28 protein-coding genes and 1 pseudogene are annotated in these 24,250 nt (G+C 69.0%); 14 read left to right on the top strand and 15 right to left on the bottom strand.

Annotated features, from left to right (window positions below):
* Nucleotides 1-345 precede the first annotated feature (345 nt).
* A complete protein-coding gene (locus CG747_RS40615) occupies nt 346-612 on the bottom strand; it encodes a hypothetical protein (protein WP_100606911.1) in 267 nt (88 codons plus the stop codon).
* Nucleotides 613-1,079: 467 nt separating this feature from the next.
* Here CG747_RS40615 and CG747_RS40610 point away from each other — a divergent pair, with 467 nt between their 5' ends.
* The gene (locus tag CG747_RS40610) at nt 1,080-1,625 is read left to right on the top strand and encodes a GNAT family N-acetyltransferase (RefSeq protein WP_308303840.1); all 546 of its coding nucleotides are present in this window, start codon (nt 1,080-1,082) and stop codon (nt 1,623-1,625) included.
* A gap of 335 nt (nt 1,626-1,960) precedes the next feature.
* On the opposite strand, the gene CG747_RS40605 is transcribed toward CG747_RS40610, so the two are convergent.
* Complete coding sequence (locus CG747_RS40605; RefSeq protein WP_100606909.1) at nt 1,961-2,731, bottom strand: DUF402 domain-containing protein; 771 nt, start codon at nt 2,729-2,731, stop codon at nt 1,961-1,963.
* Nucleotides 2,732-3,749: 1,018 nt separating this feature from the next.
* On the opposite strand from CG747_RS40605, the gene CG747_RS47620 reads away from it, so the two are divergent.
* Nucleotides 3,750-3,998, top strand: coding sequence for a hypothetical protein (locus CG747_RS47620; protein ID WP_146022249.1), 249 nt, complete (start codon nt 3,750-3,752; stop codon nt 3,996-3,998).
* Nucleotides 3,991-4,596, top strand: a complete 606-nt coding sequence (locus tag CG747_RS40595; protein WP_100606907.1) for a polysaccharide deacetylase family protein — start codon at nt 3,991-3,993, stop codon at nt 4,594-4,596. The genes CG747_RS47620 and CG747_RS40595 overlap by 8 nt, the downstream gene beginning before the upstream one ends.
* Before the next feature lie 6 nt (nt 4,597-4,602).
* Here CG747_RS40595 and CG747_RS50265 read toward each other — a convergent pair whose 3' ends face one another.
* Together CG747_RS50265 and CG747_RS40585 are read right to left on the bottom strand one after the other, a co-directional pair.
* A complete protein-coding gene (locus tag CG747_RS50265) occupies nt 4,603-4,728 on the bottom strand; it encodes a hypothetical protein (RefSeq protein WP_257981057.1) in 126 nt (41 codons plus the stop codon).
* A 606-nt stretch (nt 4,729-5,334) separates the two neighbouring features.
* Nucleotides 5,335-6,483 (bottom strand): methyltransferase domain-containing protein, encoded by a 1,149-nt coding sequence (locus CG747_RS40585; protein ID WP_100606906.1) that lies wholly within the window; start codon nt 6,481-6,483, stop codon nt 5,335-5,337.
* Nucleotides 6,484-7,059: 576 nt separating this feature from the next.
* Here CG747_RS40585 and CG747_RS40580 point away from each other — a divergent pair.
* Both CG747_RS40580 and CG747_RS40575 read left to right on the top strand, forming a co-directional pair.
* Nucleotides 7,060-7,665 (top strand): cupin domain-containing protein, encoded by a 606-nt coding sequence (locus CG747_RS40580; RefSeq protein WP_100606905.1) that lies wholly within the window; start codon nt 7,060-7,062, stop codon nt 7,663-7,665.
* Between the two features lie 478 nt (nt 7,666-8,143).
* Nucleotides 8,144-8,917, top strand: a complete 774-nt coding sequence (locus CG747_RS40575; protein WP_100606904.1) for a glycosyltransferase family 2 protein — start codon at nt 8,144-8,146, stop codon at nt 8,915-8,917.
* Nucleotides 8,918-9,175: 258 nt separating this feature from the next.
* Here the strand turns inward: CG747_RS40575 and CG747_RS40570 are convergent, their stop codons facing one another.
* A complete protein-coding gene (locus tag CG747_RS40570; protein ID WP_100606903.1) occupies nt 9,176-10,201 on the bottom strand; it encodes a serine hydrolase in 1,026 nt (341 codons plus the stop codon).
* 78 nt (nt 10,202-10,279) lie between these two features.
* On the opposite strand from CG747_RS40570, the gene CG747_RS40565 reads away from it, so the two are divergent.
* From CG747_RS40565 to CG747_RS40555, 3 genes are all read left to right on the top strand, one after another.
* On the top strand, nt 10,280-10,564 hold the full coding sequence (locus CG747_RS40565; protein WP_100606902.1) for a lactococcin 972 family bacteriocin: 285 nt from the start codon (nt 10,280-10,282) through the stop codon (nt 10,562-10,564).
* Nucleotides 10,565-10,674: 110 nt separating this feature from the next.
* Nucleotides 10,675-12,381: an IS1182 family transposase gene (locus CG747_RS40560; protein ID WP_257981056.1), complete on the top strand. Its 1,707-nt coding sequence runs from the start codon at nt 10,675-10,677 to the stop codon at nt 12,379-12,381.
* A gap of 172 nt (nt 12,382-12,553) precedes the next feature.
* Complete coding sequence (locus CG747_RS40555; RefSeq protein ID WP_257981055.1) at nt 12,554-12,778, top strand: hypothetical protein; 225 nt, start codon at nt 12,554-12,556, stop codon at nt 12,776-12,778.
* A gap of 136 nt (nt 12,779-12,914) precedes the next feature.
* Here CG747_RS40555 and CG747_RS40550 read toward each other — a convergent pair whose 3' ends face one another.
* The 5 genes from CG747_RS40550 to CG747_RS48920 all read right to left on the bottom strand — a co-directional run bounded on the left by CG747_RS40550 (nt 12,915) and on the right by CG747_RS48920 (nt 17,427).
* A complete protein-coding gene (locus CG747_RS40550; protein ID WP_100606901.1) occupies nt 12,915-14,288 on the bottom strand; it encodes an IS1380 family transposase in 1,374 nt (457 codons plus the stop codon).
* Between the two features lie 122 nt (nt 14,289-14,410).
* Nucleotides 14,411-15,301 (bottom strand): NAD(P)H-binding protein, encoded by an 891-nt coding sequence (locus CG747_RS40545; protein ID WP_100606900.1) that lies wholly within the window; start codon nt 15,299-15,301, stop codon nt 14,411-14,413.
* A gap of 158 nt (nt 15,302-15,459) precedes the next feature.
* Nucleotides 15,460-15,753: a muconolactone Delta-isomerase family protein gene (locus CG747_RS40540; RefSeq protein WP_100606899.1), complete on the bottom strand. Its 294-nt coding sequence runs from the start codon at nt 15,751-15,753 to the stop codon at nt 15,460-15,462.
* Between the two features lie 457 nt (nt 15,754-16,210).
* Complete coding sequence (locus CG747_RS40530; protein WP_100606897.1) at nt 16,211-17,077, bottom strand: ABC transporter substrate-binding protein; 867 nt, start codon at nt 17,075-17,077, stop codon at nt 16,211-16,213.
* A gap of 173 nt (nt 17,078-17,250) precedes the next feature.
* Nucleotides 17,251-17,427 (bottom strand): hypothetical protein, encoded by a 177-nt coding sequence (locus CG747_RS48920; RefSeq protein WP_219621620.1) that lies wholly within the window; start codon nt 17,425-17,427, stop codon nt 17,251-17,253.
* A 1,055-nt stretch (nt 17,428-18,482) separates the two neighbouring features.
* Between CG747_RS48920 and CG747_RS40515 the strand changes: the two genes are divergently transcribed.
* Complete coding sequence (locus CG747_RS40515; protein ID WP_100606896.1) at nt 18,483-19,127, top strand: hypothetical protein; 645 nt, start codon at nt 18,483-18,485, stop codon at nt 19,125-19,127.
* Nucleotides 19,128-19,196: 69 nt separating this feature from the next.
* On the opposite strand, the gene CG747_RS40510 is transcribed toward CG747_RS40515, so the two are convergent.
* Nucleotides 19,197-19,760 carry a GNAT family N-acetyltransferase gene (locus tag CG747_RS40510; RefSeq protein ID WP_100606895.1) on the bottom strand — a complete coding sequence of 188 codons (564 nt, stop codon included), beginning with the start codon at nt 19,758-19,760 and terminating at the stop codon, nt 19,197-19,199.
* Between the two features lie 54 nt (nt 19,761-19,814).
* On the opposite strand from CG747_RS40510, the pseudogene CG747_RS40505 reads away from it, so the two are divergent.
* Nucleotides 19,815-20,135, top strand: a pseudogene (locus CG747_RS40505) (transposase family protein); the annotation flags it as partial.
* Nucleotides 20,136-20,323: 188 nt separating this feature from the next.
* Here the strand turns inward: CG747_RS40505 and CG747_RS40500 are convergent.
* Nucleotides 20,324-20,812 (bottom strand): snapalysin family zinc-dependent metalloprotease, encoded by a 489-nt coding sequence (locus CG747_RS40500; protein ID WP_257981065.1) that lies wholly within the window; start codon nt 20,810-20,812, stop codon nt 20,324-20,326.
* A 67-nt stretch (nt 20,813-20,879) separates the two neighbouring features.
* Between CG747_RS40500 and CG747_RS48535 the strand changes: the two genes are divergently transcribed.
* On the top strand, nt 20,880-21,083 hold the full coding sequence (locus tag CG747_RS48535) for a hypothetical protein (protein ID WP_180985936.1): 204 nt from the start codon (nt 20,880-20,882) through the stop codon (nt 21,081-21,083).
* Nucleotides 21,084-21,616: 533 nt separating this feature from the next.
* Here the strand turns inward: CG747_RS48535 and CG747_RS40495 are convergent.
* The 3 genes from CG747_RS40495 to CG747_RS48915 are packed head-to-tail and all read right to left on the bottom strand — an operon-like array spanning nt 21,617 to nt 22,868.
* Complete coding sequence (locus CG747_RS40495; RefSeq protein WP_146022248.1) at nt 21,617-22,579, bottom strand: MBL fold metallo-hydrolase; 963 nt, start codon at nt 22,577-22,579, stop codon at nt 21,617-21,619.
* A complete protein-coding gene (locus CG747_RS50255; protein ID WP_257981054.1) occupies nt 22,576-22,701 on the bottom strand; it encodes a hypothetical protein in 126 nt (41 codons plus the stop codon). Before CG747_RS50255 ends, CG747_RS40495 begins: the two co-directional genes overlap by 4 nt.
* Nucleotides 22,698-22,868: a hypothetical protein gene (locus tag CG747_RS48915; protein ID WP_219621619.1), complete on the bottom strand. Its 171-nt coding sequence runs from the start codon at nt 22,866-22,868 to the stop codon at nt 22,698-22,700. Before CG747_RS48915 ends, CG747_RS50255 begins: the two co-directional genes overlap by 4 nt.
* Before the next feature lie 39 nt (nt 22,869-22,907).
* On the opposite strand from CG747_RS48915, the gene CG747_RS40490 reads away from it, so the two are divergent.
* The 3 genes from CG747_RS40490 to CG747_RS40480 form a co-directional block, all read left to right on the top strand.
* Nucleotides 22,908-23,438 carry an ankyrin repeat domain-containing protein gene (locus CG747_RS40490; RefSeq protein ID WP_257981053.1) on the top strand — a complete coding sequence of 177 codons (531 nt, stop codon included), beginning with the start codon at nt 22,908-22,910 and terminating at the stop codon, nt 23,436-23,438.
* 27 nt (nt 23,439-23,465) lie between these two features.
* Entirely contained in the window at nt 23,466-23,774 is a 309-nt protein-coding gene (locus CG747_RS40485; protein WP_100606891.1) for a muconolactone Delta-isomerase family protein, read from the top strand.
* A gap of 36 nt (nt 23,775-23,810) precedes the next feature.
* The coding region (locus tag CG747_RS40480) for an EthD domain-containing protein (protein ID WP_146022247.1) at nt 23,811-24,250 on the top strand (440 nt) is incomplete at its 3' end.

Raw genomic sequence — 24,250 nt, 5'->3', positions numbered from 1 at the left:
ATGTCGGCCATGAGCGTTCCTCGTTCCGGCGTCGCGGTGCCGGGTGCGTGCGGGGGCGGGTCGCGGGGCTGTTCAGCAGGGCGCACCGTGCTCGTCGAGGGCGGCGCGGGCCACCTCGACGTCCCGGGCGAGTCGGAGCCGGTGGTTCCCCCCGGCGGAGCGGTGGCGCGCCCGGCCTCATGCCCGGCGGCGTGCCCGGTGGCGTTCTCCCGCTCGTACTCGGTGGTCTCCCCGGCCATCGCCATGAGTTCTCCTGGAAGGTCACGCCGCGATCCGCCAAGCCCTCTCCCAGTGCGCTGAGTTCGCCGGGACGGGGGACGCCGGTGAACCGGACGGCGTCGGCGGTCATCGGGCGAGTTCGACCTCGGCTCGCTGGTTGGCCCGGCAGGCCGACTCCAGCGCCGCGCCGAGCTCCTCGGAGCCGGCGTGCGACGACACGGTGACGGCGGGCACGTCGACCGCCGCGGTGCGGTGCACCCGGCGCAGCGACCGGGCCTGTCCCTGGAGTTCGCGAGCGCGGGCGGTCTCCTGCCCCAATCGGGCGCGCGGTTCCCGGCACCGTTCGGCTTCCACGTCCACGTAGGACCACCGGTATGCCGCGGAGTTGCTCACTGCCCCTCCCCCAGGGCCGTAGGTGAACCGCCCGGGACGGGCGCGCGGTCGGTGCGGGGCGGCGCCCGGAGCCCGTTGGGCGGGGACCTGACGACCTGCACCGATGCCCTCGGGCGATGCGAGGTACCCATGATGCCTCACCCGCCCCTCCCCCGGATCCCCTTCAGCGATCTCAACGCCCCTTCACCACCGCTCCGTTACGGTGACCGGCAGGGAGGTGGGTTGTCGACTTGGCCGCCGACCACAACTAAAGCGTGTCGACCGAAGAGGTCCACCATGCTAGGGGCGCAGGAAACAGCCTCCGCAACACGCCTCCCCTCGAAATCCAGTGGTCGCGATGGCTGGGAGCGAGAAGAATCCCTGGCCATGACCCTGCTGACCCACTGGCCGCTTGCGGGCCTGCGGTTGACCACACCGCGGCTGGAGCTTCGGTTGCCGAACCTGGATGATCTCGCCGCGTTGGCTTCGTGGCCGCCGATGGCGTGCATGATCCGGCGGTGCAGCCGTTCACCGTGGCATGGACCGATGTCGGGCCCGAGCAGCGTGCTCGAAGTGTCCTGCAGTACCACTGGCGCTCCTGGGGTGAGTGGCAGCCGGAGAAGTGGGAGCTGAACCTGGCGGTCGTGAGAGACGGCACCGTCGTGGGTACGCAGGGCATCGGTGCTCGGGATCTTTCGGTCCGCCGTGAAGTGGGCACTGGCTCCTGGCTGGGCAGGGCTTATCACCGCCAGGGCCTGGGGACTGAGATGCGCGCGGCCGTCCTCCACCTGGCCTTCGCCGGACTCGGTGCACAGCACGCTGTCTCTGGGGCGTATGCAGACAGCGCAGCCTCGCTGGCGGTTTCGCGCAAGCTCGGCTATCACGAGGACGGCATCGAACGTCATGCCGTACGCGCTGAGCCCGCCGTGCTGCGCAGGCTCCGCCTCACTGCCGAACAGTGGCAGCAACACCAGCTGGTCCCGGTGAAGATGGAGGGGCTGCCGGAATGCCTGCCATGGTTCGGCCTGACGTGACCATGCAGCGGCTTGGAGACCATCCCGGGTGGCGTGTGGAACGTCGAGTCCAGATTGCGGCGGCGTTGCGGGCCGCGCCGTAGGTCAAGTCGCAGCAGCATGCGGTCGACCGCCCCACCGGATGCCTTTCTCGCTACGGATGCGGGCAGCGTCGGCCGTCACACCGGAGCACCACTGCCCGACCCTGACAAGCCGCAGGCTGCGCCGCGCCCCCGGCACCTACCGCGGAAGGGTGGCATCGATCGGGGCAAGGCCAAGAAGATCGTCCTGTGGGCGGTCCTTTCCGCGTGCCTCGCGGTATCCATCGCCGTTCTCGTCGGGCTGGTGCAGGGCTTCTACGAGATGGGGCGCCCACCAGGTGGCTGGTGCCAGGACAACTCGGCTTCCTGTGTGCGGCCCTGACAGTCCGTACCAACTGCGCCACCGTTACAGGAGGATGACGATGGCGTCGTGTGTGAACCCGACGGCCTTGGATGCGGCAGACACGGAGCGGGCCAGGCCGGCTGCCACCGCCAGGACGTCCACGAGGCGACGTCGGCGAAAGGCCCTGACTGTTCACGGAGCATCGCGAAGATCTGTGTGCGGGCGGCGTCGACGGCTTGGTGCTCCTGGTCACTGATGATGCCGAGGCGCCTTGCGTGGGCGTACTCGTCCTCGTCCTTCCACTCCCACCTCTGTAGGTCCGGGGCGATGACCAGGTCCACGGCAAGGTCGAAGGTGTCGAATCCGTCGGTGGTCCGGGTCGTGGGGTGCTCGAAGTTCACGTACCAGTTCCGCAGCCCGGCTGGTGTATAGAAGGCGTTGACGCTGAACCACGCGCCCGGCGGCTTCCACATCCGAAGCTCTGTCTCCTGCCACTGGCCAGGCACCAGGCCCCACTCCCCCGCCGTCATCGCGTCGAACGCCTTGATGCGCGCCGTCGGGTCGCCTGCGGTGCGGGCTCTGGCGTACAGAGTGGGCCAGCGTGTCTCGGCGCCCGGCATGCAGGCGGTCACCAGGGCCTGGTTCGTGTCGGCGAGGACGCGCAGGGCGTGCTCGCTCCATACGCGACCTGTGCGGTGCACGTCGCGCCGCACCAGCGTCTGTCCGATCTCGAAAGTACGCATGCTGGGTCTCCTACACAGCGGCTGGGCTGTTCGGATCGCGGTGTCCAGCCCAGCGCAGACGGGACGGCCTGGACAAGCCCCCGTTGGGGCGGCTCGCCCAGGTGGTCCTTCGGCATGCCCGGTCAGCCGGGAACCCGCAGCGAGCCACGGGGGCCGGGCTCCGTGGCGGCCGCCCGAGCCGCCGCGGACGCTGCGCGGCCAGGGCCGCGGGGGGCTGCTGGTCAGCGACAAACGGCAGCTGTTGCTTCGCTGCGGGTCTTCGCGCGCCCCTTCCGCCCGCCGCCGACTGCCCTACCGCCATCAGCACGACATTTCCGATCCGCAGGGGAGGCGTCGTGCCCGCTCCCCGCATGGCCGTGATCCAGATGGTCACGGAACACGGTCAGCGACTATGGCTGCACGCCCCGACGGAAGCGACCGAGGCGAGGCCGCCGCGCGAGGCAGCGCGCCTGTGACATCGCCCGGACCCGTGGGAGCGGATGGCGGACATGATCGCCGAGATCCGGTCGTCGCACCGGCCGCTCGGGCGGCGCGACTGTTCGTCTCCCGTCGAACCGCTGGTCCGACGCGCGGGGCCCGGCTGCTGGACGGGCCGTAGTGGGAAGCAGTGCAGGACGACGTGCCGCACGGGCCTCCTGGCACCGCCCTGAGAAGGTACGCATCGCCGCAGGTCCGAACGGGACGTAGCTCACACAGCGAGCCCCTGGGTTGCAGCTCCGGATTCCTCTACGATTTAGACATAGCGCACAAAGCGGACTATTCATCCCCATTTCGCCACAGAGCGTAGGCGAACCAGGAGCAGGCGCACCGGCTGCCGAATCCGTCAACGCGGGCCCGATCCGGCGATGACACCGGCACAGCCCGCCCCCGTCCCTGCCGTGCGCAAGACACCACCACATCACCGCTGAACAGGCATGCCCGCCGGTGTGCCGCTGGAGGGACCTGCTGTGGCATTGGCCAGTGCGAAGAAGGCGGCAGCCACCGTCGCGATGGTGCTCACCGGAGCCACCCTGGCGGCGTGCGGAACGCATGCGGCGCAGGCGTCGCTGGGCGCCGGGACGCCGTCCGCCGCGCCTTCCCCGCCCCCCGTCGCCACCGGTTCGGCCTCCCCTTCCCCGACCCCGTCGCACAGCACGTCGACCTCCACATCGAGCGCCGCACCGTCGCCCTCATCGCCTTCCCCCTCTCCTTCCCCCTCGGCCACCGCCTCACCAAGTGGCCCGGACATCGCTCCCACCAGCCCGCCGAGCAAGTTCACAGTGAGTAACGCGCTCGAACGCAGCACCCAGCACGGCGGCAAGTCCGTCGCGCTGACCTTCGACGACGGCCCGGACCCGCGCTGGACGCCGCAGGTACTGGCGCTCCTGGCCCAGCACCATGCCAAGGCCACGTTCTGCGAGATCGGTCCGAACGCGCAGCGTCACCCCGAGCTCACCAAGTCGATAGTCGCCGCCGGCGACCGGCTGTGCGACCACTCGGTACACCACAACGAGCGGCAGAGCCGCATGCCGCTGGACTACAACGTCCACGAAATAGCCGACGCCCAGCAGCAGATATCCGACGCGGCCGGTCCCGGGGCCAAGCTCTGGTACTACCGGGCACCCGGCGGTGACTTCACTCCCGCCATCCGCGGCATCGCCGCCCAGCACGGACTTCGGCCGATCGGCTGGAGCGACGACTCCGACGACTGGAAGCGACCGGGCGCCGAGTGCATCCTGCAGAACATCAACCGGCACCTGCACCCAGGCTCGATCATCCTGATGCACGACGGCGGTGGCGATCGCTCGCAGAGCGTCGCGGCGCTCGCCAAGCTGCTGGATCAGCTGGATACCCAGGGCTACACCTACAGCTTCCCGGCCCGCTGAGGCAGGTCACCGCTTCTGGGCAGGTCGGCGACCAGGCAGGTCATGTCGGCGGCCCAGACAGCTGATCATTCCGAGCGAGAAGCCGGTCTCCTCGGCGAGCTCGCGGCAGGTGCGTTCACGGGCCAGGGTCATGGCCTGCGCCTGCGCCTGCGCCGGAGTAGGGCCGCCGACCATGAGATGGCCACCGCCTGGTCCGTGTCGAGGAGAGTGATCAGGCGGCGCAACATGCCCGACTCCACGGGCCGACAGGCACCACGGGGCAGCAGCCCCATCGAGGCGAGGACGTCGCCGATGGTGGTGCCCAGCCGGTAGGCGATCGCCTCCCATCAGGAGTCGAGTGCCTCGCCCGGCTGTGGGGCGAGGCGGATCGGACGGGTCCGCGCGTGCGTCACCGGCGAGCCACCTTCTGGCGTACCCGCCGGTAGCGCTGTCCCTTCAGGAGATTGCGTACGTCGTCCTGGGCCAGGTGGGCCGCCTGGTCGATCTTGACGCGGCTCAGAAGTTCCTCGTCCAGGCGCTCGGCGCCGGTGCGGACAGGCTCGCTGGCAGCCGCGGTCGATGAGGGGCATCAGCGAGCCGATGTGGCCGCTGGAACGGATGAACAGGTAGTCGAACGGGTCGTCGGGCGAGCATGCCCCGATAGGTACCGTGCCCCGGACGCCCGGCGTGAGGGCGGGCAGTACCGCAACAGCCCGGCACGGCGGCCGGCAGGCGCCCACCGTGGAGCGCGGGCCGGCTTCACGCGGTCAGGACGCCCCCGGTCAGCTCGCGGTCACCCCAGCGCGGCCCCGTCTCGGGGTGGTGCGCCCACAGGTACTGGGCCTCGGGGGTACGCGTCATGCCGAAGTCGTAGACCGCCGGGCCACCGGCCCTCTCCCATTCGCGCCAGCCGGCGGTCAATTCGTCAGCCAGGCATCGCTGGCCGCCCTGCTGTGCAACCGCCGGCCCCTGGCCGTTCTGCTCGATGCGTGCCCAGGAGGACCGTCCGTCGTGCACCCACGCGACCCGGCCGTCCTCCGTCGCCGCGGTGCGGACCTGGAGGTCAGGGCAGATGACCCGCAGTCCGAAGAGGACGTTGGCGTCCTCGTGAAGGAGAGCGAGGTCCCTGCCGAACGGCGCTTCCGCGGCAACGGGGTGTCCGTCGCGCACCTGCTCCCAGCTCAGGGTCGCTGCAGTGCCGCGAGAGGGCATGAACATCGCGAGTCCCTGGATCCAGCCGCGAGCCGATTGGCCGTCGGCCGCCACCTTCAGGGCGACGTGCCCGAGTCGCCCCCAGGGTGTGACGATGCGGCCTCCGGGGTGGGTCTGCTCCACCCAGGCCCATGGGACCATCTCGACGGCGTAGGTGGAGATGACGCGGTCGTACCGGCGCCCGTCCGGCGTGCCGGAGTTGCCGTCGCCGATGCAGACCTCGACTCCGCCGCCGGTGGCTTCGAGGTTGGCGGTGGCGGCCGCGGCCAGGTGCGGGTCGAACTCAACGGTGACGACGTGGTCGGGGCCGGTCTGGGCCGCGAGGAGCCTTGAGTTGCGGCCAGTCGCAGCGCCGAGCTCCAGCGTGCTGTGGCCGGCCTGGAGGTCCAGTGAGTCGAGCATGTCGGCGACGACGGACTCGCACGACAGGCTGGAGGTGGGTAGCCCGGAGGTGACCTGGGTGACGGTCGACTCGTACGGCCCGGCGTACAGCAGCCGGCCCCAGCCCTCAGGATCGACGGCGCGGTCAACGACCACGTATTCCTGCCCGTTCCACGTCCACAGCCGCTGAGGCGCGAACTGGTGGCGGGGGTAGGTCTCGGCGACTCGGCGGACCCACGGGGAGTCCGCCGGCCACAGCCCCTGCTCCTCCATGGCGCGGCCCAACCCCGACTGGAGGTCGGAGAGACGACCCATCAGTCGTCGTCCTTCCGACGCTTCCCCGTCGGCGAAGGCGGAGGCGGCACCTGACCGTCCGAATTCCCGGGCGGCGGTTTCCCCTCCGACAGCGGCTTCTCCGGCTTCTCGTGCTTGGCCACAAGCGCCCCTCCTTCGATGTCATCACGCCGCTCACTGCCATGGTGGAGCACCCGCGCCTCCGGCTGCCAGAGCGCCATGGTGCGTGGCCGAAAACCACCGCGCCGACTGGCGCACCGCCCACCGCGTTCCCCGCGGCCGCGCATTACGTCACGGCGCCCGATGTCACGGCGCCCGATGTCACGGAAACCCCGGAGTGGGAGACGCCCGCCGGGTACTAGCCGGCCACACCCCGAGGGTGGCGGAGCAGCCGTAGGCGGCACGCCCCGCCTGCAGAGGACGTTGCCCGTCCGACATCCAGAGGGTGTGGTGCCGGCCACCGGCCATCCCCATACGCGGGCCAGTCGGGCTGACTTCGTCCGGAGTCGAACGGCTCCAGCAGTCGGAGAGCCACGTCGTGTGGGTAGAGCTCTTCGGCAAACCGCCACGCCACGACGTCCATCGAGTAGGAGAACCATGAGCTATCCGCCTATCGAGCGTGTGGTGACCGAGGTCAACCCCCAGGGCGAATCCGTCATCAGCAGCGCCGGGCACTTACCGACCGTCGTCACGGTCGAAGCCTCCGGGGCCACATTCCACGAGATCTGGACGGACGACGGGTCCGACCCGTTGTCGATGGTCAACGGGTCGGACCCGACTACCGGACCGCTCACGCTGGCGCCCCCACCCGGCGGTAGCCTCTTCCGAATTGTCGACTTCCCGCCCGAGTCCAAGCAGCCGCTGGACCTGAACCGCGCGAAGGACGCGTTCGCGGAGATCGGCGGCGCGGAAGCCTTCACCGGCCGCGGCGACTCACCACACCCGGCCATGCACCGCACTGAAACGGTTGATTTTGGTGTCGTGATCACCGGCGAGATCACGTTGGTCGTCGGGAACTCCGAGGTGGTGCTCAGGCCCGGCAGCACCGTCGTTCAGCGCGGCACGGACCACGCGTGGGTCAACCGCGCCGACGAGGTCTGCCGGGTGGCATTCGTCCAACTGGATGCCGCTGTCCGGCATCAGCCCAACGCCGACCCACACCTGTCTGACCGGACAACGTCGAATAGCCAGCTGCCCGGCTGACGAGCGCAGCCAGTACGGGGCGAGGCGGGGCGGGGCGACGCTGGGCCACGGATGGCTCCCGTGACGCCCCGACCGTCGGGCGAGTCATCCAGGCATCCTCGACAGCCGGTCTCCGCTACTGCTTTCGTGGGGACCACCGGCCAAACATGCGCTGTCTCCTCATGGGCCGCCCGTACAGGAGCACCGGGCCCACGGCGACCAGCTGCGTGCTCTGGTCGAGACCACGGTCCGCCCGATACGCGACCAAGGCCTCCGCCTAGGCTGCTGCAGGCCGGCCACCGCCGCCATCACCGTCAACTCCCCCACAGCCGAGCCTCGTTCGGTCGGACCGTACCCGGGGGGCTGGCACACCGTCCACCTGGCAAACGCGACCCCAGAGAAGCCCGCCGGCGCGCACGGCGGGCGGCAGTCCCACGTAGCCTTGGTCGGCGACAACACTTTCATGACGACTCCAACTGGGTTGGTAAGGAGCACTGCTGTGCCCCTGGTTTCTGTGGTGATGCCTGTGCACAATTCGGCGGCCACGCTCGGGCCCGCAGTTCGGTCGGTGCTTGCGCAGACCCACACCGACCTCGAACTGCTGATCACGGACGACGTGTCCTCGGACGGTTCGATGGATCTGCTCGGAGAGCTGGCTCGGCAGGACGAGCGGGTCCTGCCGGAGGCGGCGGTCCGGCAGGGGGGCGCGGCCCAGGCCCGCAATCTGGCCATCGCGCGAGCCCGGGGTGACTACATCGCCTTCCTCGACAGCGATGACATGTGGCTCCCGACGAAGGTCGAGAAACAGCTCGCCTTCGCCGCGACGGCCGGGACGCCCCTCACGTTCACCTCCTACTACAAGATGGACGCCCTGTACGCGGGCGAGGCCGCTGATTTCGTCCCGAACGGGCGTGTGGTGTGGGCACCGGAGCGCGTGGACCACAGCGCGATGCTGGTTCAGGACCACATCGGCGCCCTGACCGCCATGTACGACCGCAAGGTGGTCGGGACGAGGCTGATGCCGGACATGCCGAAGAGGCAGGACTACGCGCTCTGGTTGTCGATCATGCGGGATGGGACTCCCGCGCGGGCGCTGCGGGATCCGTTGGCCGTGTACCGGGCGCAGCGGGCCGGGTCGCTCTCGTCGAACAAGCTGTCGCTCGTCCCGTACAACTGGAACCTCTATCGTCGACACGAACAGCTCTCGGTGTTCCGGTCGGCGCGGGCTCTGGCCGGGGCAGCATGGCACTCGGAGCGGAAGTCGCGGATCTAGCACCCGTTCACGAGCTCGGGGCGATCGGCGTGTCCGTTCGGGGCGGTGCCCGACCGGGCCCCGCCCCGTGGCCGTGCCGCGTGCTCGGCGGCTGAACCCGAGGGCGGGACTCGGTGGGTCACCGGTACCGTCGGCCGGCTACGGCTGGCGCACGCAGGAACAGCTGGAGGAGCAGCCGCCTGTCGGCGGCGGAGCCTCGGCGGGGCCGCCGAGACGGAGGGTGGTGCGATGAGCAAGTAACGCGTCCGCACCCTCTCCTCACGGCACACTGAGCGTCTTGAGCGCAAGGTCCCTTACGGGCCGGATGCGCGTGCGCGCGGCGCCGCCATAGACGGCGTTGGTGCACAGGACCAGGTACCGGCCGCTGGCCGGCGCGAGGTAGAGGCTCGTTCCGGTCCATCCGTGGTGATAGGCGACCTGCCGTCCACCGGCGGTGATCCACGACAGTCCGCGCTCGATGCCCGGTTCGATGGTCGCCTGCGGCTCCAGGCTGGAGCGCAGCCACGCTCCCGACTCGTTGTTCAGGTAGGAGCGCAGCAGCCACTGCGCGTAGGTGGCCAGGTCGGCCGCGGTCGAGAAGACGCCGGCGTGCCCGGCCACGCCCCCGAGGAGGGCGGCGTTCTCATCGTGCGCGGCGCCCCAGATGCGGGGAGCCCCCGACAGGCGCTGTTCGGTCGGCGCCACGTTCGCGCCCCGGCCGACCGGTCCGAACTGGGTGGCGCCCAGGCCCATTCCATGCCACATGTCAGCCGCGATCTCATGGAGCGGGCGGCCGTGGACGTGGGAGAGCGCCAGGCCCAGGAGGATGTATCCGCGATTGATGTAGCGGTGCTCGCCCGGCGTGCCCTCCAGCGGCTCGCGGCACAGCAGTTCGTGCAGCGGTGCGGTTTCGCCCCGGTACTGGTCCAGCCGCGTCGAGGCCCGCAGCCCACTCGTGTGGGTGAGGAGTTGCCGGATGGTCGCTTCACCGCTCGGTGCCCGACCCGCCATCGGGGGCAGGTAGGCCCGCACCGGGCCGTCGAGTTCCACGCGCCCTTCCGCCACGGCCTGTCCGACCATCGGCCAGGTGGCGACGACCTTGGTCAGTGACGCCAGGTCGTAGACCGTCGTGGCGCCGGGAGCGGCCTCACCCAGTTCGGGCGCGATGACGCCGGCTGTGAGAACGTGCGGCTGCTGATCGGGGGTGCCGCAGATGATGACGCCGCCCGGTGTGGCCCCGTCGTCCACGACGGTGGTCAGGGTCTCGTGCAGGCGCGCGGCCTCGGCGTCGGTGATCGCGGTCATGGGCGGGCCTCCCGGATGGTGGTGATGTCGGCTCCCAGCGTGGCGAGACTGGTCAACGGATGGCCGTAGCCGCGCCGGATGCGTCGCCCGCCCACCGCCCGCCAGCCGGCGCTCCGCGCTGCGACCGGGGGCGGCGTTGGTGGCGACGTTGGTGGCGGCACCTGGAACTACAGGACTACGGCAGCCGGCCTCGATGGGAAGCACTGCTACTCGAACTACATTCACCCGAGCAAGAAGCACTCGGCCAGCGCTGTCATGGCGGGCGGTACCGACAAGTCCATTGCGAACCCGGACGTCTGGGCCAAGGCGGTCGTCACGGCGGGCGCTGCCTGCACCTGCAACGCGTACTGGGGCGTTTACTGAGCTTAGCTACCTTGACTCTGTCGGGGATCTTGGAGTTTCCCGGTGCGGCAGCATGGTCAACGGGCATGCTCGGGTCGTTCCGCCGACCGATGCAGCTGTCGAGGTGCCCGTTGTCCCTTCGCCCCCGTTCCGGTGAGCAAGTCCCGCCTCTGACCGCGCAGGTTGCGCGGGCGAGCAACCCGGCTGGCACGACGGCGATATGGGTACGCGACCGGCTGGATGGGCTGTGGTGCGACGAGGACTTCGCCGACTGGTATCCGCAGGACGGGCGCCCGGGTCTCTCGCCTGCTCAACTGGCCACCGTCTGTGTGCTGCAGTTCCTGCTCGGCCTGTCGGACCGGCAGGCAGCCGAGGCGGTTCGCTGCCGCATCGACTTCAAGTACGCGATGGCCATGGAGCTGGACGATCCAGGTTTCCACCACAGCGTGCTGGCCGACTTCCGCGACCGTCTCGCTGAAGACGACCGTGCTGACCGGCTCCTCGACCTCGCACTGGCCCGTCTCAAGGAGGCCGGACTGGTGCGGGAGCGCACCACGCAGCGCACCGATTCCACCCACGTCCTGGCCGCGGTGCGTGACCTGACCCGCTTGGAGCTGATCACCGAGGCGGTCCGCGCCGCACTCGAAGAAGTCGCCGGCACGTCCCCGCACCTGCTCGACGATCTGGTCGACGAGGACTGGGGGCTCCGCTACGGCCGACCGGTCCGCCTGGGCAAGAACCCCACCAAGCCCAAGACCAGGATCCTCGCCACCGGAAACGACGCCGTCCAGCTCCTGGAACACTTCCACCGGCACGGAACAGACCACACGTCCGGCCCTCGCCTCCAGGCCCTGCGCCAGATCATGGTGCAGAGCTACCACCGTGACTCCGCAGGGCACCTGCGCTGGCGCACCTCCGAGAAGGAAGGCGGGCCCGGACTGCCGCCCTCGTCCCGGGCGATCGTCTCGCCCTACGACACCTCGGCCCGCTATGCACGGCACGGACACATCATCAGCTGGAAGGGGTTCGCCGCTCATCTGACCGAGACCTGTGCTCCCGATGGCCCCAACGTGATCACGGATGTGGCCACCACCGCGGCCACCACCCACGACAGTCAGGTCCTGCCCGGCATCCACACCCGCCTGGCGCGTCGCGGGCTGCTGCCCGCCGAGCACCTGGTCGACGCCGGCTATACCTCCCTGCCCCACCTGGCACAAGCCACCCGTGAACACCAGGTCACCGTCTCCGGGCCGCTCCGGAGCAACCCCACCCGCCAACACCGCCGAAACGAGGGCTTTGCCCGGGACGACTTCCACATCGACTACGTCCATCAGCAGGTCACCTGCCCCCAGGGACAGGTCAGCCAGGGCTGGCACGGCCCCTACCCAACCTCCTCACCCACCGCGGCCCCGCTGATCGTGGCCAGGTTCACCAAGAGCCAGTGCCGCCCCTGCCCGGCCCGCGCGCAGTGCACCACCACCGCAGACAGTGCGCGCACTGTGGGCTTTCCTCCGCGGGAGCTCCGCGACCTGCAACTTCGCGTCCGTACCGAGCAACAGACGCCCGAGTGGAAGACCCGTTACGCGGTCCGCTCCGGAGTGGAGGGCACGGTCAACGAGTTCGCCCACGGACACGGCATGCGGCGCTGCCGTTACCGAGGACAGGGAAAGGCCCACATCCAGCACGTCCTGACGGCCATCGCCGTCAACATCGAGCGCCTCAGCGGACTGCCACCGGCCGAGGAAACACCCACACCCCGCCGACCAACTGCCTTCCAGGACTACCTCGACCAGCGCGAGATACCCCGGCTGAAGTCCTGGCGAACCCTGGGCAGCTGACCTCGGCAACTCCAAGATCCCCGACAGAGTCAAGCTAAGGGCTGTCCCGTAACTCTCGAAGGCGCTGCATTGCCCGTTCGGATTGCCCGAATCCGTCGTTTCCGGCGAGCCGCCGTCCCCTCTTGCACCGGGCGCCAACGGCTCCCACGGGGATGGCCGTTAGGGTGATCGGATGGATGTCGGTGCGGTACTGATCGCGATCGCCGGTGTCGGGGGAACGCTCGGGGGCGCGCTGCTTACCCAGCGTGGTGCTGACCGGGCCAAGCGATGTGAGCTGGAGATGACCCGTGCTTTCGAGGAGGCCCGCGAGCACCGCGAGCTGCGGCGCAGCTGCTATACGGAGCTTCACAGGGACGCGCGGCAGTTCTCCACAACGCTTAGCCTCGATCTTTCGTGACGGCTCGTTGGTTCATCTGGCGGGCCGTTTCGGCTTGTTGGGCAGGGTGAGGGCCCGGCTGTCGCGTCGGGTGGGCGCCGGGTTCCACGGTTCCGGAGGGCTGGTTCGGGCTCGTCGGGACGGGTGGATCTGCTGGTCAGCCAAGGTTCGGGAGGGCGCGGAGCCATTCGGTCGCGTCCGTGATGAGGTGGGTCCAGGGCCAGTGGGCCGCGAATCTTAGGTACCGGCGGCGGGCGGTGGTGACGAGTTGGGCGGCGGCGGAGAACAGCCGAAGCCGGAGCTTCTTCGGTTCCCAGCGGCGGGCCTCGCCGGTCAGCGCGAGCATCGGCATCCAGGCGAGGAGGTCGAGTGCGAGGGACACGATCTCCAGCCAGATCCGGTTCTGTGCCGTGTCGTGCAGGGGCAGGTTGCGCAGGCCGGTGGCGCGGGCGGCACGGATGCGGTCCTCGCAGCGGGCCCGCCTGCGGTGACGCAGTTCGAGGTCGGCGAGCTGGCCTCCTTTCGTGTTGGTCGCGAAGCAGGTGAGCCGGTTGCCGTCGAGGTCGGTGAAGCGCAACTGGGCGCCGGGGTGCGGGCGTTCCTTGCGGACGATCAGCCGCATGCCCGTGGGCCAGTCTTTGAGCACGTCGCCGTCCAGCTCAGCCACCCAGGCACAGTCGCGGACCTCGCCGTCGGGCTCGACGGCCACCGTCCAGGCGGACGCGGGAACCTTGAGGACGGCCTGGTGGATGGCGTCGGTGATGGTCATCCCGACCGAGTACGACAGCCACCGGCCACGCTTCGTCAGCCAGGCCACGAACTCATGGGTGCCACCGCCCGAATCACAGCGGATCAGCGTCTGGCGTCCGCGCCGGTACTTCTTGGGCAGCTGGGCCAGGGCGAGTTGGGCGGTTTCGATGTGGTCGGCGGCGGTGTTGGAGCCCGCGTTGCCGGGCCGTAGCAAGGCCGCCACCGGCTCCCCGCTGCCGCCCGCTCCGTGGTCGACGAAGCCCATCAGCGGGTGATGCCCGAACGTCTTCGTCCACGTCGCGGCGGCGTCCTGCTTCTCGGAGTGCGCAAGAACGAACACCCCGTCCAGATCGACGATCACCTGTCCGTCGGCATTCGGCGCCGAGACACCGGCCAACTTCCATACGTATTCACGGATCTCAGCGCGTGCCGAGCGGACTGCTGCCAGGGCCTTGTCTCCCGCCGTGGCGAGGGTGTCTATGAGACGGGAGACGGTCGGATCGGATGCCACCGGCCCGAACAGGCCCGGTTCGGCCCGCACAATTCCCACGTCAGCAAGGCAGTCTCCGCCGAGTGCGACCGCGAGTGCCACATCCAGCAGGATTTTGCCCGGATCGTGCACCGCGCGGGGCTTGCGCCAGGGCGACAGCGCCGTTGATATCGCCTGGTCCAGCCCGGTCTTGCGGACTGTGTCGACCAGCAGCACGGCTCCCGCCCGCGAGACCACTGCCCCGCCGGCCTCGACGCGGACACGCGGGTAGGACCCGATACGCTTCTTCACCTGGGAAGTGCCTCCGACGGCGGCGGGAACAAAGACCTCAACAGTCCTCATTCTCACTGGTCAGAGGCACTTTCTGCTTTTTTGATCAGTGGCCGGACAGGCCGCTTCGTCAAAGCGCGAGATCAGCGGGTACCGCGCGCTGTCTTCGGCGCGGGCCACCAGGCTGCGTCCGAGATCGGGGTCGCTGGTGAGCCGGTGAGCCGGGGGACGACGTCGGTGACCACGGAAATCTCGCCCCTCTCGATCGCCTGGTACCACGAGATCCAGGTCTCGATCTGTTCCCCGCTCATGCCCAGGCGCCATCGCCGTGTGAAGGCGTCCTCGAGGGTTTCGGGTTCGAAGCGGTAGGGCCGGCCGGTGGCTGCGGCGATCCTGTTGACCGCTTCGTCGAGGGTCAGGGCCTCGGGCCCGGTGATCTCAAGTGTTGCGCCGTCGTGCTCGGAGCGGGGACCCTCGTCGAGGGCGACGGCCGTGATCACGTCGGCGATGTCCTCGTGGGTGACGAAGGCGGCCCGGCCGGTGCTCGCGGGGCCGCTCACGACGAACTCCTCGTTGGCGAGGGCGGCCGGCGTCGAGGTGTAGAAGCCCGCCCGGAGCACCGTGTGGCGGATCCCGGCCCCTGCCAGGAACTGTTCGGTGAGCCACTGGTCGCGGGCGTTGGTGTAGGTGGCGGCGGGCGCTGCGCCGACGAGGGATACGTACAGGACCCGGTCCACGCCGACCGCGATCGCGGCCTCGACTGCGGTGGCGTGTTCCTCCAGCCGGCGCCCTGTGCGGTGTCCGGAGACCAGGATGAGGGTCGACGCGCCCTCGAGCGCCTTGCGCATGGCGGAGGCATCGGCGTAGGCGGCCGGACCGCGCCGCTGGGCGCCTGGCAGTTCGGGCATGCGGTCGGGGCTGCGTCCGACGAGGAGCTGGGGGACGCCGTGGCTCGCGAGTCGGGCCGCGATCCGGCCGCCCAGCGCCCCGGTCACCCCGGTGACTGCCACCGTGGCATGGTTCTTCTCAGACATGGGTCTGCCTCCGTCCGGGGCCGCTGTCGATCGCGGAACCCCTGTCTCCGGTTCGGTAAGCGAACGGTTTCTCAACCTCAAGGCATGGACTCCCGCTTCAGTGCGGTGGTCCTGATTGGCACAGCGAGGGGTGGCAGTGAGGTGCCGCACCAGAAGACTCATTCGGTCAGGTCCGGATCGTTGGGGTGCGGCTGCAGGGCGGTGATTACCGCCGTCGCCCAAGGCCACATGGGCAGGCTTCCGAGGACCTTTTCACGCAACTCCGCCTCGTCGTCGGCGCGCCACACGCCGATGACACGGTCCTCCCCGACCGGGCGCCACAGCCGGAACAAGTGACCTTCGGCGGCGAGTTCCTTGGCTCGCACAGCTTCGGCGGCGCGGCGCCGGTCGACTTCTGCTTGGTCGGTCCCCTCGGGCACGCGGGCGGTCAGCTCGACCAGGAACTCCTTCATGGTCTCTTCCTCTCTTGTTTCTTCAGGCTTGTTTCTTCGGGGGACGCAGGGCTTCGCGACCGTGTGCGAGGCGCTCTGCGGGTGCCGGAAGAGTCGGTTCTGCCCGCACGCAAACAGGCCGCTTTGGGGGGGTGCGCCTGCCGCCTGGATGTCTACGACTGCATCTTCGACCGGTTGCGTGGCGATCGGGTCGCGAGGACCGGTATGCCGGAGACCTGCCGTCCCTGGTATGTGTCCCGGCGGAAATGCCGACCCTGTGGGTCCCGGCCGATCCGGAGCTCATCGCGTCGGTCAACGACACTGCGAAAGTGCCCCTCGACCTGCAGCATCACGGAGCACGCGCCGTCCAGGGTGCCGTCGTAGGTGTGGCCCAGCGTGTCGGGGCACTTGCCGCCGCGGCGTGGTGCATCTTCCAGGCCGGCCAGGTGGTCAGCCGCTCACTGACTACCTTCGACGACTAAACGGTGCGGTAGAACTCGGCTGCAGTGAAGGTGGCGGGGACGCCGAGTTCGGCGGCGACCGTGGTGATCGCGGTGTCTGCGGCGGCGAGGTCGGTTTGGCCGTCGGTGGTGAAATACGGTGCGATGAACTTCTCGTAGTGCGCTCGGACTTCGTCCGCGGTGTGTCGGCCGAGGAAGGTCTGCAGGTACCGCAGCGTGGTGTCGGGGTCGTTGTGGATCACCTGCAGGGCGCGCCGGTGGGCTCGTACGACCGCCTGGACCGCGGGGTCCTCCGGGTCGGTGTAGGTGGGGTCGACAGCCACGCCCACGGTGGGAATCTGGAAGTGGTCGCCGACAAAGGCCAGCACCTGCCAGCTGTGCTCGGCGGCGATCGCCTCTGGTGCCATGGTGTCGCCGACCACGGCGCCGTCGATACTCCCGTTGTGCAGCCGGCGCAGGTCCATGCTGTAGTCGCCGGGCCAGCGGACGATGCTCTGCACGTCGTGGTCCGGGTCGAGGCCGGCTTGTCGCAGAATGATCCGGGTGAAGACCCCGGGGCCGGTGTGGGGAGGGGTTACCGCCAGCCGTTGGCCGGCCAGGTCGGCCAGGGAGGCCAGGCCGGAGCGGGCGAGGAACCAGAACAGCGGGTGGGCGGTGTTGACATTGAGCGCGACCCAGGGGATGCCATCGTTCAGCCGGGACAGCAGTGTCCGGCCGAGTCCGATGACTGCGCCGCGGCGCAGCCGCTCCGCGTCCCAGGTGCAGCCGTCGCGCAGTGCGACGTGGACGCCCTCGTCGGCGTAGAAGTCCTGCTGGTCAGCGATGTAGGTGACCAGTTCCTCGTGCGGGCCCCGCCCGACGTAGGCGAGATCGATCGTGTGCATGAACGTCTTCCTTTGGGGTGACGATATGCCGAATGCGGTCCGGCCGTCGGCCGGATCGGGACGCGATGGCCCCGTGCGTGCAGGCCAGGGGGGAGAACATGGACATACCGCTGACCGCGGCCGTGGTGCCGGTCACAGGCTCGTCACCCGGCCGGCCCGAGCAAGCCCAAGAATCAGGCTCCGGCAATGGTCCGGCCCGGCATCGGCTCCGCGAGCGCGGCCCGCCGGGCCGGCACGCCGAAGGGGTCGGCGAAGTACTGCGTCTCGTGCACCACGTGCTGGTCGGCGAATTCCATGATGCTCACCGAATACGAAGGCACACCGTCGTAGGTGATGAGGCATTCGCTCACCCACAGATGCGCATGGCCGGTGATCCGCTGGACGGTGAAGTGCCGGTCGGCCGGGTGCCCGCCGCGCTGCGCCGAGATCGCCGCTCTGCCCCGGAACCGCTCGCCTGACTGCGGGTAGTCCAGGATCGCGTCCGTGGCGTAGATGGCGTGCTCGGCTTCGGTGTTCCCGCGTTCCTAGGCCCACCAGTGCTCCTCGATCGCGGCCCTGGTTCGGGAGTCAGCATCCATGGCACCGCCCTTCCGTAGCGGTGACAGCCTAGGCACTCCGTGCCACAACCGACCCGGGGCAAGCCGGGCCTAGGTAGCCAGGTCCTCCCTTTGGCCGGATCGGAGGGCGGCAGCCGTCAACGCGGCAACGGCGTCGAGTGACCGCCACCCGGCTCACCCCCGTCTTCGAGCCACTCTGTTGGGAGTTCTAAAGGCACATCCGGCAGAGTCTTGCTCGGATCGTCCCCCGCCTGGGGCTTGCGCTACGGCGCCAACGCCGCTGATATCGCACCGCTCAGACCTGACGTGCTGACCGTCTCGACCAGCAGCACCGAGCCAGCCTGGGCAACCACCCCGCGACCGCCACTCCCGACACGGACACGCGGGTAGCACCCGCTACTCTTCTTCACCTGGGAAGTGCCTCTTTCGCTACCACGTACAGGACCCTCAGCAAGTCCTATCGTTGCAGCTCAGGGGCACTTTCTGCTTTCTCGATCACGAGCCCGACAGCACTCCTCGTGAAAGCCCGAGGCTAAGCGTCGGATGGTGCAGTGCCTCGACGGCTGAGGACTCGCAGAGCCAGTGCCAGTGTGTAGTCCTGAGCGAGGTGGACTTGTCGCTGGTCGGGTCCGTTGTGTCCAGTAGCACATCACGTGGCGACGTCGTCTACGACTGGGGGCGTGGATCGTGCGGCAAGACGCGGCGAGTTGGTGCGCGCTCACACGGCAGGCAGTGGCAGCCTATGGGTGCGCGCCGCGCCCCGTAGGCCATCTACAAGCACGCCAGCAGCCGCGACGAAGTGGTGCACATGCTCCGCTTCTGTGGATATCTGATCCGAGGAGCAGAAGATGAACGACCGTTGGGCAGCGCCGCTCAGTGCCCCCGAGCGTGGAGACAACCACCATCACGCTTGGGCGAAGCTTCCCGAGGGTGAGTACCTGACGGAGATGCGGACTACCTGGGTCGTCCCCAGCATCCCGAAGGACGTGAGCAACCCCGACGTCTTTATCTATCTCTGGCCCGGAGGTGGTTCCGTTCTTCAGCCCGTGCTCGCCTTCCACGCTGGATACCCCAAACTCAAGTGGTATCTGCACACGTACGCCATCCACGGGGACGAAAGCGTCAAGGGCGATGACTATGACGTCGAGGTCGGTGACACGGTTGTCGGCGTGATCAAGCTCAAGGAGATCACGCCAGGCGGAAAGTACACGTACCGAGTGTTCTTCGAACGCGAAGACGGCACGGAGTACCCGCCCAAGACGGCTTGTGAGCAGACGTGGCCCGAACCAGTGACCGGGATTTGCCAGTACATCGAGGCATTCGGCGATCCCCATGGGGGCCAGTATCCAGCCGAGGAGTACCTCAAGATGTGCAACATCAAGGTCACCTCGAACAAGGGCCCCGTTCCGCCCCAGTCGATCGTCTGGGACCTCTCCACTAGCCCAAAGGCCAAGATCGTAAATGGCGATCTCTGGCTTCCGTACCGGGCCTAAGGGGTGTCCCGTAATCGCTGGTCACGCTTCGCCATAAGCGCTCATGCTGGCTTGAGGGCACCAGGGTCATCAGTGGGTATCGGTGCGCAGGTCCCGGATGTACCAGTCGAGCCGTGTCCCGTCCGCGCCGTGTGTCTGCTTGCCGGGAGTAGACCCCGCCCGGCGGGCGACTGCGGCAGACGCGGCGTTCTCCGGCTCTACCCGGATCACCGCCTCCTTCGCTCCCTCACTTGCCGCGTATCGAGAGACCAGGATGACCGCGCGGGTGGCCAGGCCGCGCCCCCTCCAGGACGGGTAAAGGCCGTAGGCGACATTCACCTGGCCGGGAGACAAGCCCTCTGCTGCGAACCGCAGGTCGATCGTCCCCGCGAGCGCCTCGTCGGTACCCACCCGGATGCCGAAAGTGCGGAGCGGGCCGGCCGAATCCCACTGTTCCCGGCAGTGCCAGATGTAGGCTTCGACGCCCTCGCGTGTGCCGGGACCGCCGCTGAGCCGGCGAACCAGCGCCTCATCCTCCCCCGCGAGGTGCTCCTCCGCATCGCCCAGGCGCAGCGGGGACAGAGTGGTGATCCCGTCGGACAGCTTCACTTCATGCATCCGGCGATTCTTGACGCCGGAGCTGCGGCGCGCCATCGGATTCCGCGGCACATCGTGCAGAGCGGCTCTGCCCCAGGGGATGATCTTGGGGTGACTGGTGTGATCACGGCGTCGGAGCTTTCCTGGATAGCCCCGTTCACCGGGCTGAGCCCACGTACCTTCTGGAAGCTGGTGATGGTTCTGCGTTGTGAAGGCGCGGACGCAGTCCGCAAGGGCCGGCCGTGGAGCCTTCCGCTGGAGGACCGGGCACTGCTGGTCGCGGCCTACTGGCGGACGAACTTGACGATGCGCCAGCTCGCGCCGCTGTTCGGGGTGTCGAAGTCGGCGGCGGACCGGATCATCGACCACCTCGGGCCGATGCTTGCGTTTCAGCCCCGCAAGCGGTTCGCCAAGAACGCCGTGCTCATCGTGCCCCGGCTCCTGGCCGACGTCCTCGCTATCGGCACCCCTACCCGCTGGTGACCACCGGCGGGTACGCCGCGCAGGAGCGGGGCGTCCTCTGTCCGATGGTCACGCCGCCTTGCTGTTCCCTACACCGGGCACGACCCTGTAGGCCGGCGTAGGCCAACGGTGTTGAGCGAGCCTGACCTGCTTCCCCGTCAGCGCGAGCCGGTGAGCACCCGGCCGGACCAGATGTCGATCACCACCTGGTGGTGATGCGGGCGCACGGCTGGCGTGCCGGCGGCGTAGTTCTTGTCGACCTGTGCCGCCTCGGCCGCGTTCGGCTTGGCATTCGTGCAGGAGGTGCCGGGGCCGTGGCCGGACATGAGCTCTGAGCAGGGCCCGCTGTAGTCATCGGGCAGCCCGAGGATGTGCCCGGTTTCGTGCGCCGCGATCCGGGTCGTGTCGTAGCCCTCGTCGACCGCCTGCTGACCCAGCTGCACGTCACCGTTGCCGCCGGGGAAGATCGGGCCCAACGTGGTCTGCGGCCACCCGCTGGTCGCCTCGTAGACGAAGTCGGCCGAGGCGGAGGTGCTCGCCGGCTCCAAGCGCACGTTGTGCACCGCGTCGTTCCAGTTTTGCACGGCTTGCTTGATCGAGCCCGCCCACTGACCGGCACCACTGGCGTCGTAGGTCAAGGTGACCACAGAGGAGGTCGCGTGCGCCGCGGGGTGCGCCGAAGCAGCACCGACCGCAGTGCCCAACATGGCCGGGATGAGCGCCGTCAGGGCGGCTATACGCTTGATCATCAGACTGCTACGCCTCCTTGAGTTTGAACTGCTGCACGCAGTAGACGAGTTCGTCGCGAACACGACAACCTTCCTGTCGGTGATCGGGCCCAGCCGCTGCAAGTTGGCTCAAAGTGCGCAGGAGTTGACCATGGATGGGATGGAAGAAGGAGAGCAAACGCCTGCATAGGTCGCCGCTTTCGACGAACTGACCCAAACCATCGCCGAAGTCCTCGCACCGTACGACCGGATCCCGATCCTCGCGAGCATCATCAAGGCGCACATGGCCAAGTCGCTTGCCTCACTCTGTCGTTGCGGGCCTGGACCAGGTTTGTGCCGCTGTGGCCGTCACTCCACCTCGTGAGGCTGTGGTGGAAACCACCTGCGGGCGTGCCAAACTGGTCGCTGCCGTCGTGCCTTGGGATCGCCGATCCCGTTCGAGCGTCTGTTATCCGGCGCCCGGGACTTCGCGCACCTGGCCATGGACGCCCACACGGAGGGGCAGCAAGGGAGTCCGGCTCTTCCCCACGCAGGCGATCGTCGCGCCCCGGCCCGGAGCCGCGACCGCGGCCGTGCGGCCCGACGGCAACGTCTCCGCCGCTCCGCCAGTAGCCCCGCCCGGCCGCCGTCGCCCGGTGCCCGAGCCGCAGTTCGACGAGGTCGACGTCGCCCAGGAGATGGTGCTTGACGTGCTTCATGTCGAGGCCGCAGCAGGTGGGAGGCTTACCGGTTGTCGGTCTTGTCGTCCCAAGGGCGCCAGTGGCCGGCGTCTACGGTTCCGAGTTGCTGGTCGGCGAAGTGCACGCCGAAGCCGAAGGCGTCGTCCTGGGACAGGAATTGCACGAGTCGGCGGCGCGAGGCTTCGGCCTCGGCTCGGTCGTTGTCGAGGACGACTTCCCAGTCGGGGTGCTGGATCTGGACGGGTGAGTGCATGGCGTCGCCGAAGGCCACGATCCGTCGGCCGTCACCGGTATCGAGGATCCAGGCCGTGTGCCCTGGGGTGTGCCCGGGCAGCGTCCAGGCACGTACTCCCTCGGTGATCTCCGTTCCGTCGGCGACGACTGTGGTCCGTTCGCACTGTCCGGCGAGCCGTGGGCCGCCGGCGGGGTCCAGGCCCCGCAGTTCTCCTGCCCCGACGAACCAGCGCGCGTTGGGGCACAGGCTGCGCGGGTCGGCGACGGCGTCCGGCCGGGCCCATCCGGTGTGGTCGTCGTGCAGGTGGGTGAAGGCCACCGTTTCCAGCGTGGCCGGGTCGACGCCCAGGCGTTCCAGATGATCGGGGAGGCTCTGTACGTGGTCGAAGGCGTGTTGGAAGTGCTCGGGGTGCTCGCCCGAGATGCGGCCGTGGCCGGCGTCCAGGAGCAGGCGCCCTCCGACTCGCTCGACGAGCAGTGCGCCGCATCCCATGGCCAGGTGGCCCGCGCCCGTCATGTGGGGACCGTGGCCGTTCCAGTCCTGCTCGGTGGAGGCGGGGTAGACCCGGGTGGGGATCATGTGGACGCCGGCGTCGGGGATGTAGGTGAGGGTGAGGTCACCCAAGGTCCGCGTCCACAGGTGCGGCAGGCGGCCCCCCGAACCGTCGGTGGGATCGTGCTGCGGATGGGCGGTGGTGGTCTGCCCGCTGGTGGTCATGGTGAGGCCCTTTCCTTGTTCGTGTGTGGGGGTGTCGAGGCGCGGTCCGGTCACGGCGTGAGTAGGCGGACCGGTACGCCGGAGGCGTAGGCGTAGGCGTAGGCGTAGGCGTAGGCGTAGGCGAGGATGTCGCCGAGTGCGTCGCGGTAGAAGATCTCGTAGGTGCCAGCGGTCACATAGCCCAAGTGCGGGGGTGAGGACGGTCCGCAGAGCGCTGTGCGTTGGCCTGGCCCGTGGTCACCAGCAGGCGCAGGTTCGGCAGCCTGTCGAGCACCTCGGCGGGGAAGGGGCCGCGCTCGCGCATCGCGACGACTTTGTCGAACGGCTGCAGTGCGACGATCACCTCCGCGGGACCGCCCAAGTGCTCGGAGAGGTAGGTGAGGTGGGCGCCTTCGAGCAGAGAACCCCAGTCGCCGGCGACCTGGACGCGGTACGGCGGCAGCTCGCCGACGGCGCCGAGGTCGACGCCCGCTTCCCGGTCGTCAACGGCTTCAACGACGCGCACACCCCGCTGCTGGTGGCCTGCCGTGACGGACACGAGGAGATCGCCCGGGAACTGATCGCGGCCGGCGCCGACCTCAACGCCACCGAGCCGACCTTCGGCGCCGTCCCGCTGCACAAGGCGGTCTACAACGGCCACACCGGCATCACCTCCCTGCTCGTCAAGGAGCCCGGCATCGACCTGGACTTCCAGGGCATCACCAACGGCTACACCCCGCTCCACGACGCCCTGTGGCACGGCCACGAGGAGTGCGCGCGGGTGCTGATCGACGCCGGTGCCCGCCCGGACCTCACCGGCCACGACGGCAGGACACCGGCGGACATCGCCCGCGAGAGCCTGGGCGCCGCCCACCTCCTCACCCGCGCCCTGACGGACGCCCTCGCGGCGCCCGCCCCGGCCCGCATCACCTGACCCCTCTCACGGACTTACGGAGTCACCGTGCTGTTCTACGTGCAGATGAAGTGGAACCACGAAGGGCGCATCTCGCTCGACCAGCTCTGGGAGGTCGAGGCCGAGGAGACCGTCCACGCCAAGGAGACGATCGACTCCGGCATGGTCGTGGGCATCTGGAAGGTCGCCGCCCAGAAGCGCGTCATCGCCGTCGTGGACTGCGAGAACGCCGAGGAGCTCGACCGCACCGCACTGGGCCGGTTGCCGATGCGCGAATACCTGGAGTTCGAGGTGGTCTGGCCGCTGCGCGACTACCTCGGCTTCGCGGACGACGTCAACGCCCGCTACCAGGTCTGACTGTTCTTCAAGTTCTTTCCCGGCAAGGAGAGTTACGTGATCCACCAGATCATCCTGGCCCACCCCAAGCCCGGCATGTCAGAGGAGGAGTTCCAGCGCTACTGGGTCGAGCAGCACGCGGTCCGGTACGCGGCCGAGATCCCGCAGATCAAGCGGTACTGCGTCGACACCCGTATCCCCCGGCCCGGCGACGAGGACGACCCGCTGTGGAGCGGGGTGGCCGAGATCTGGCTGGAGAACGAGGCGGAGCAGCTCGCCTCCCTGCAGAGCCCGGAGTTCCTGGAGGGCGCGCGGCCGGACGAGCCGAAGTGGGCCGCGTTCTGGCGCACCGTGGCGCTGGACACCGACGCCCACGAGCTGGTCGCCGGAAGCGACGCCGGCAGCGCCGCGACCAAGGTGCTGATCCTCGTCAAGCGCCGCGAGGGGCTGCCGCTCACCGGCTTCCGGGAGCGGAGTGTCCCTCCCCTCGTAGCGTG

Source organism: Streptomyces sp. CB02959 (assembly GCF_002803155.1).
In the GTDB taxonomy this organism is placed as follows: Bacteria; Actinomycetota; Actinomycetes; order Streptomycetales; family Streptomycetaceae; genus Streptomyces.
This window is presented reverse-complemented; position numbering and strand designations above follow the sequence as displayed.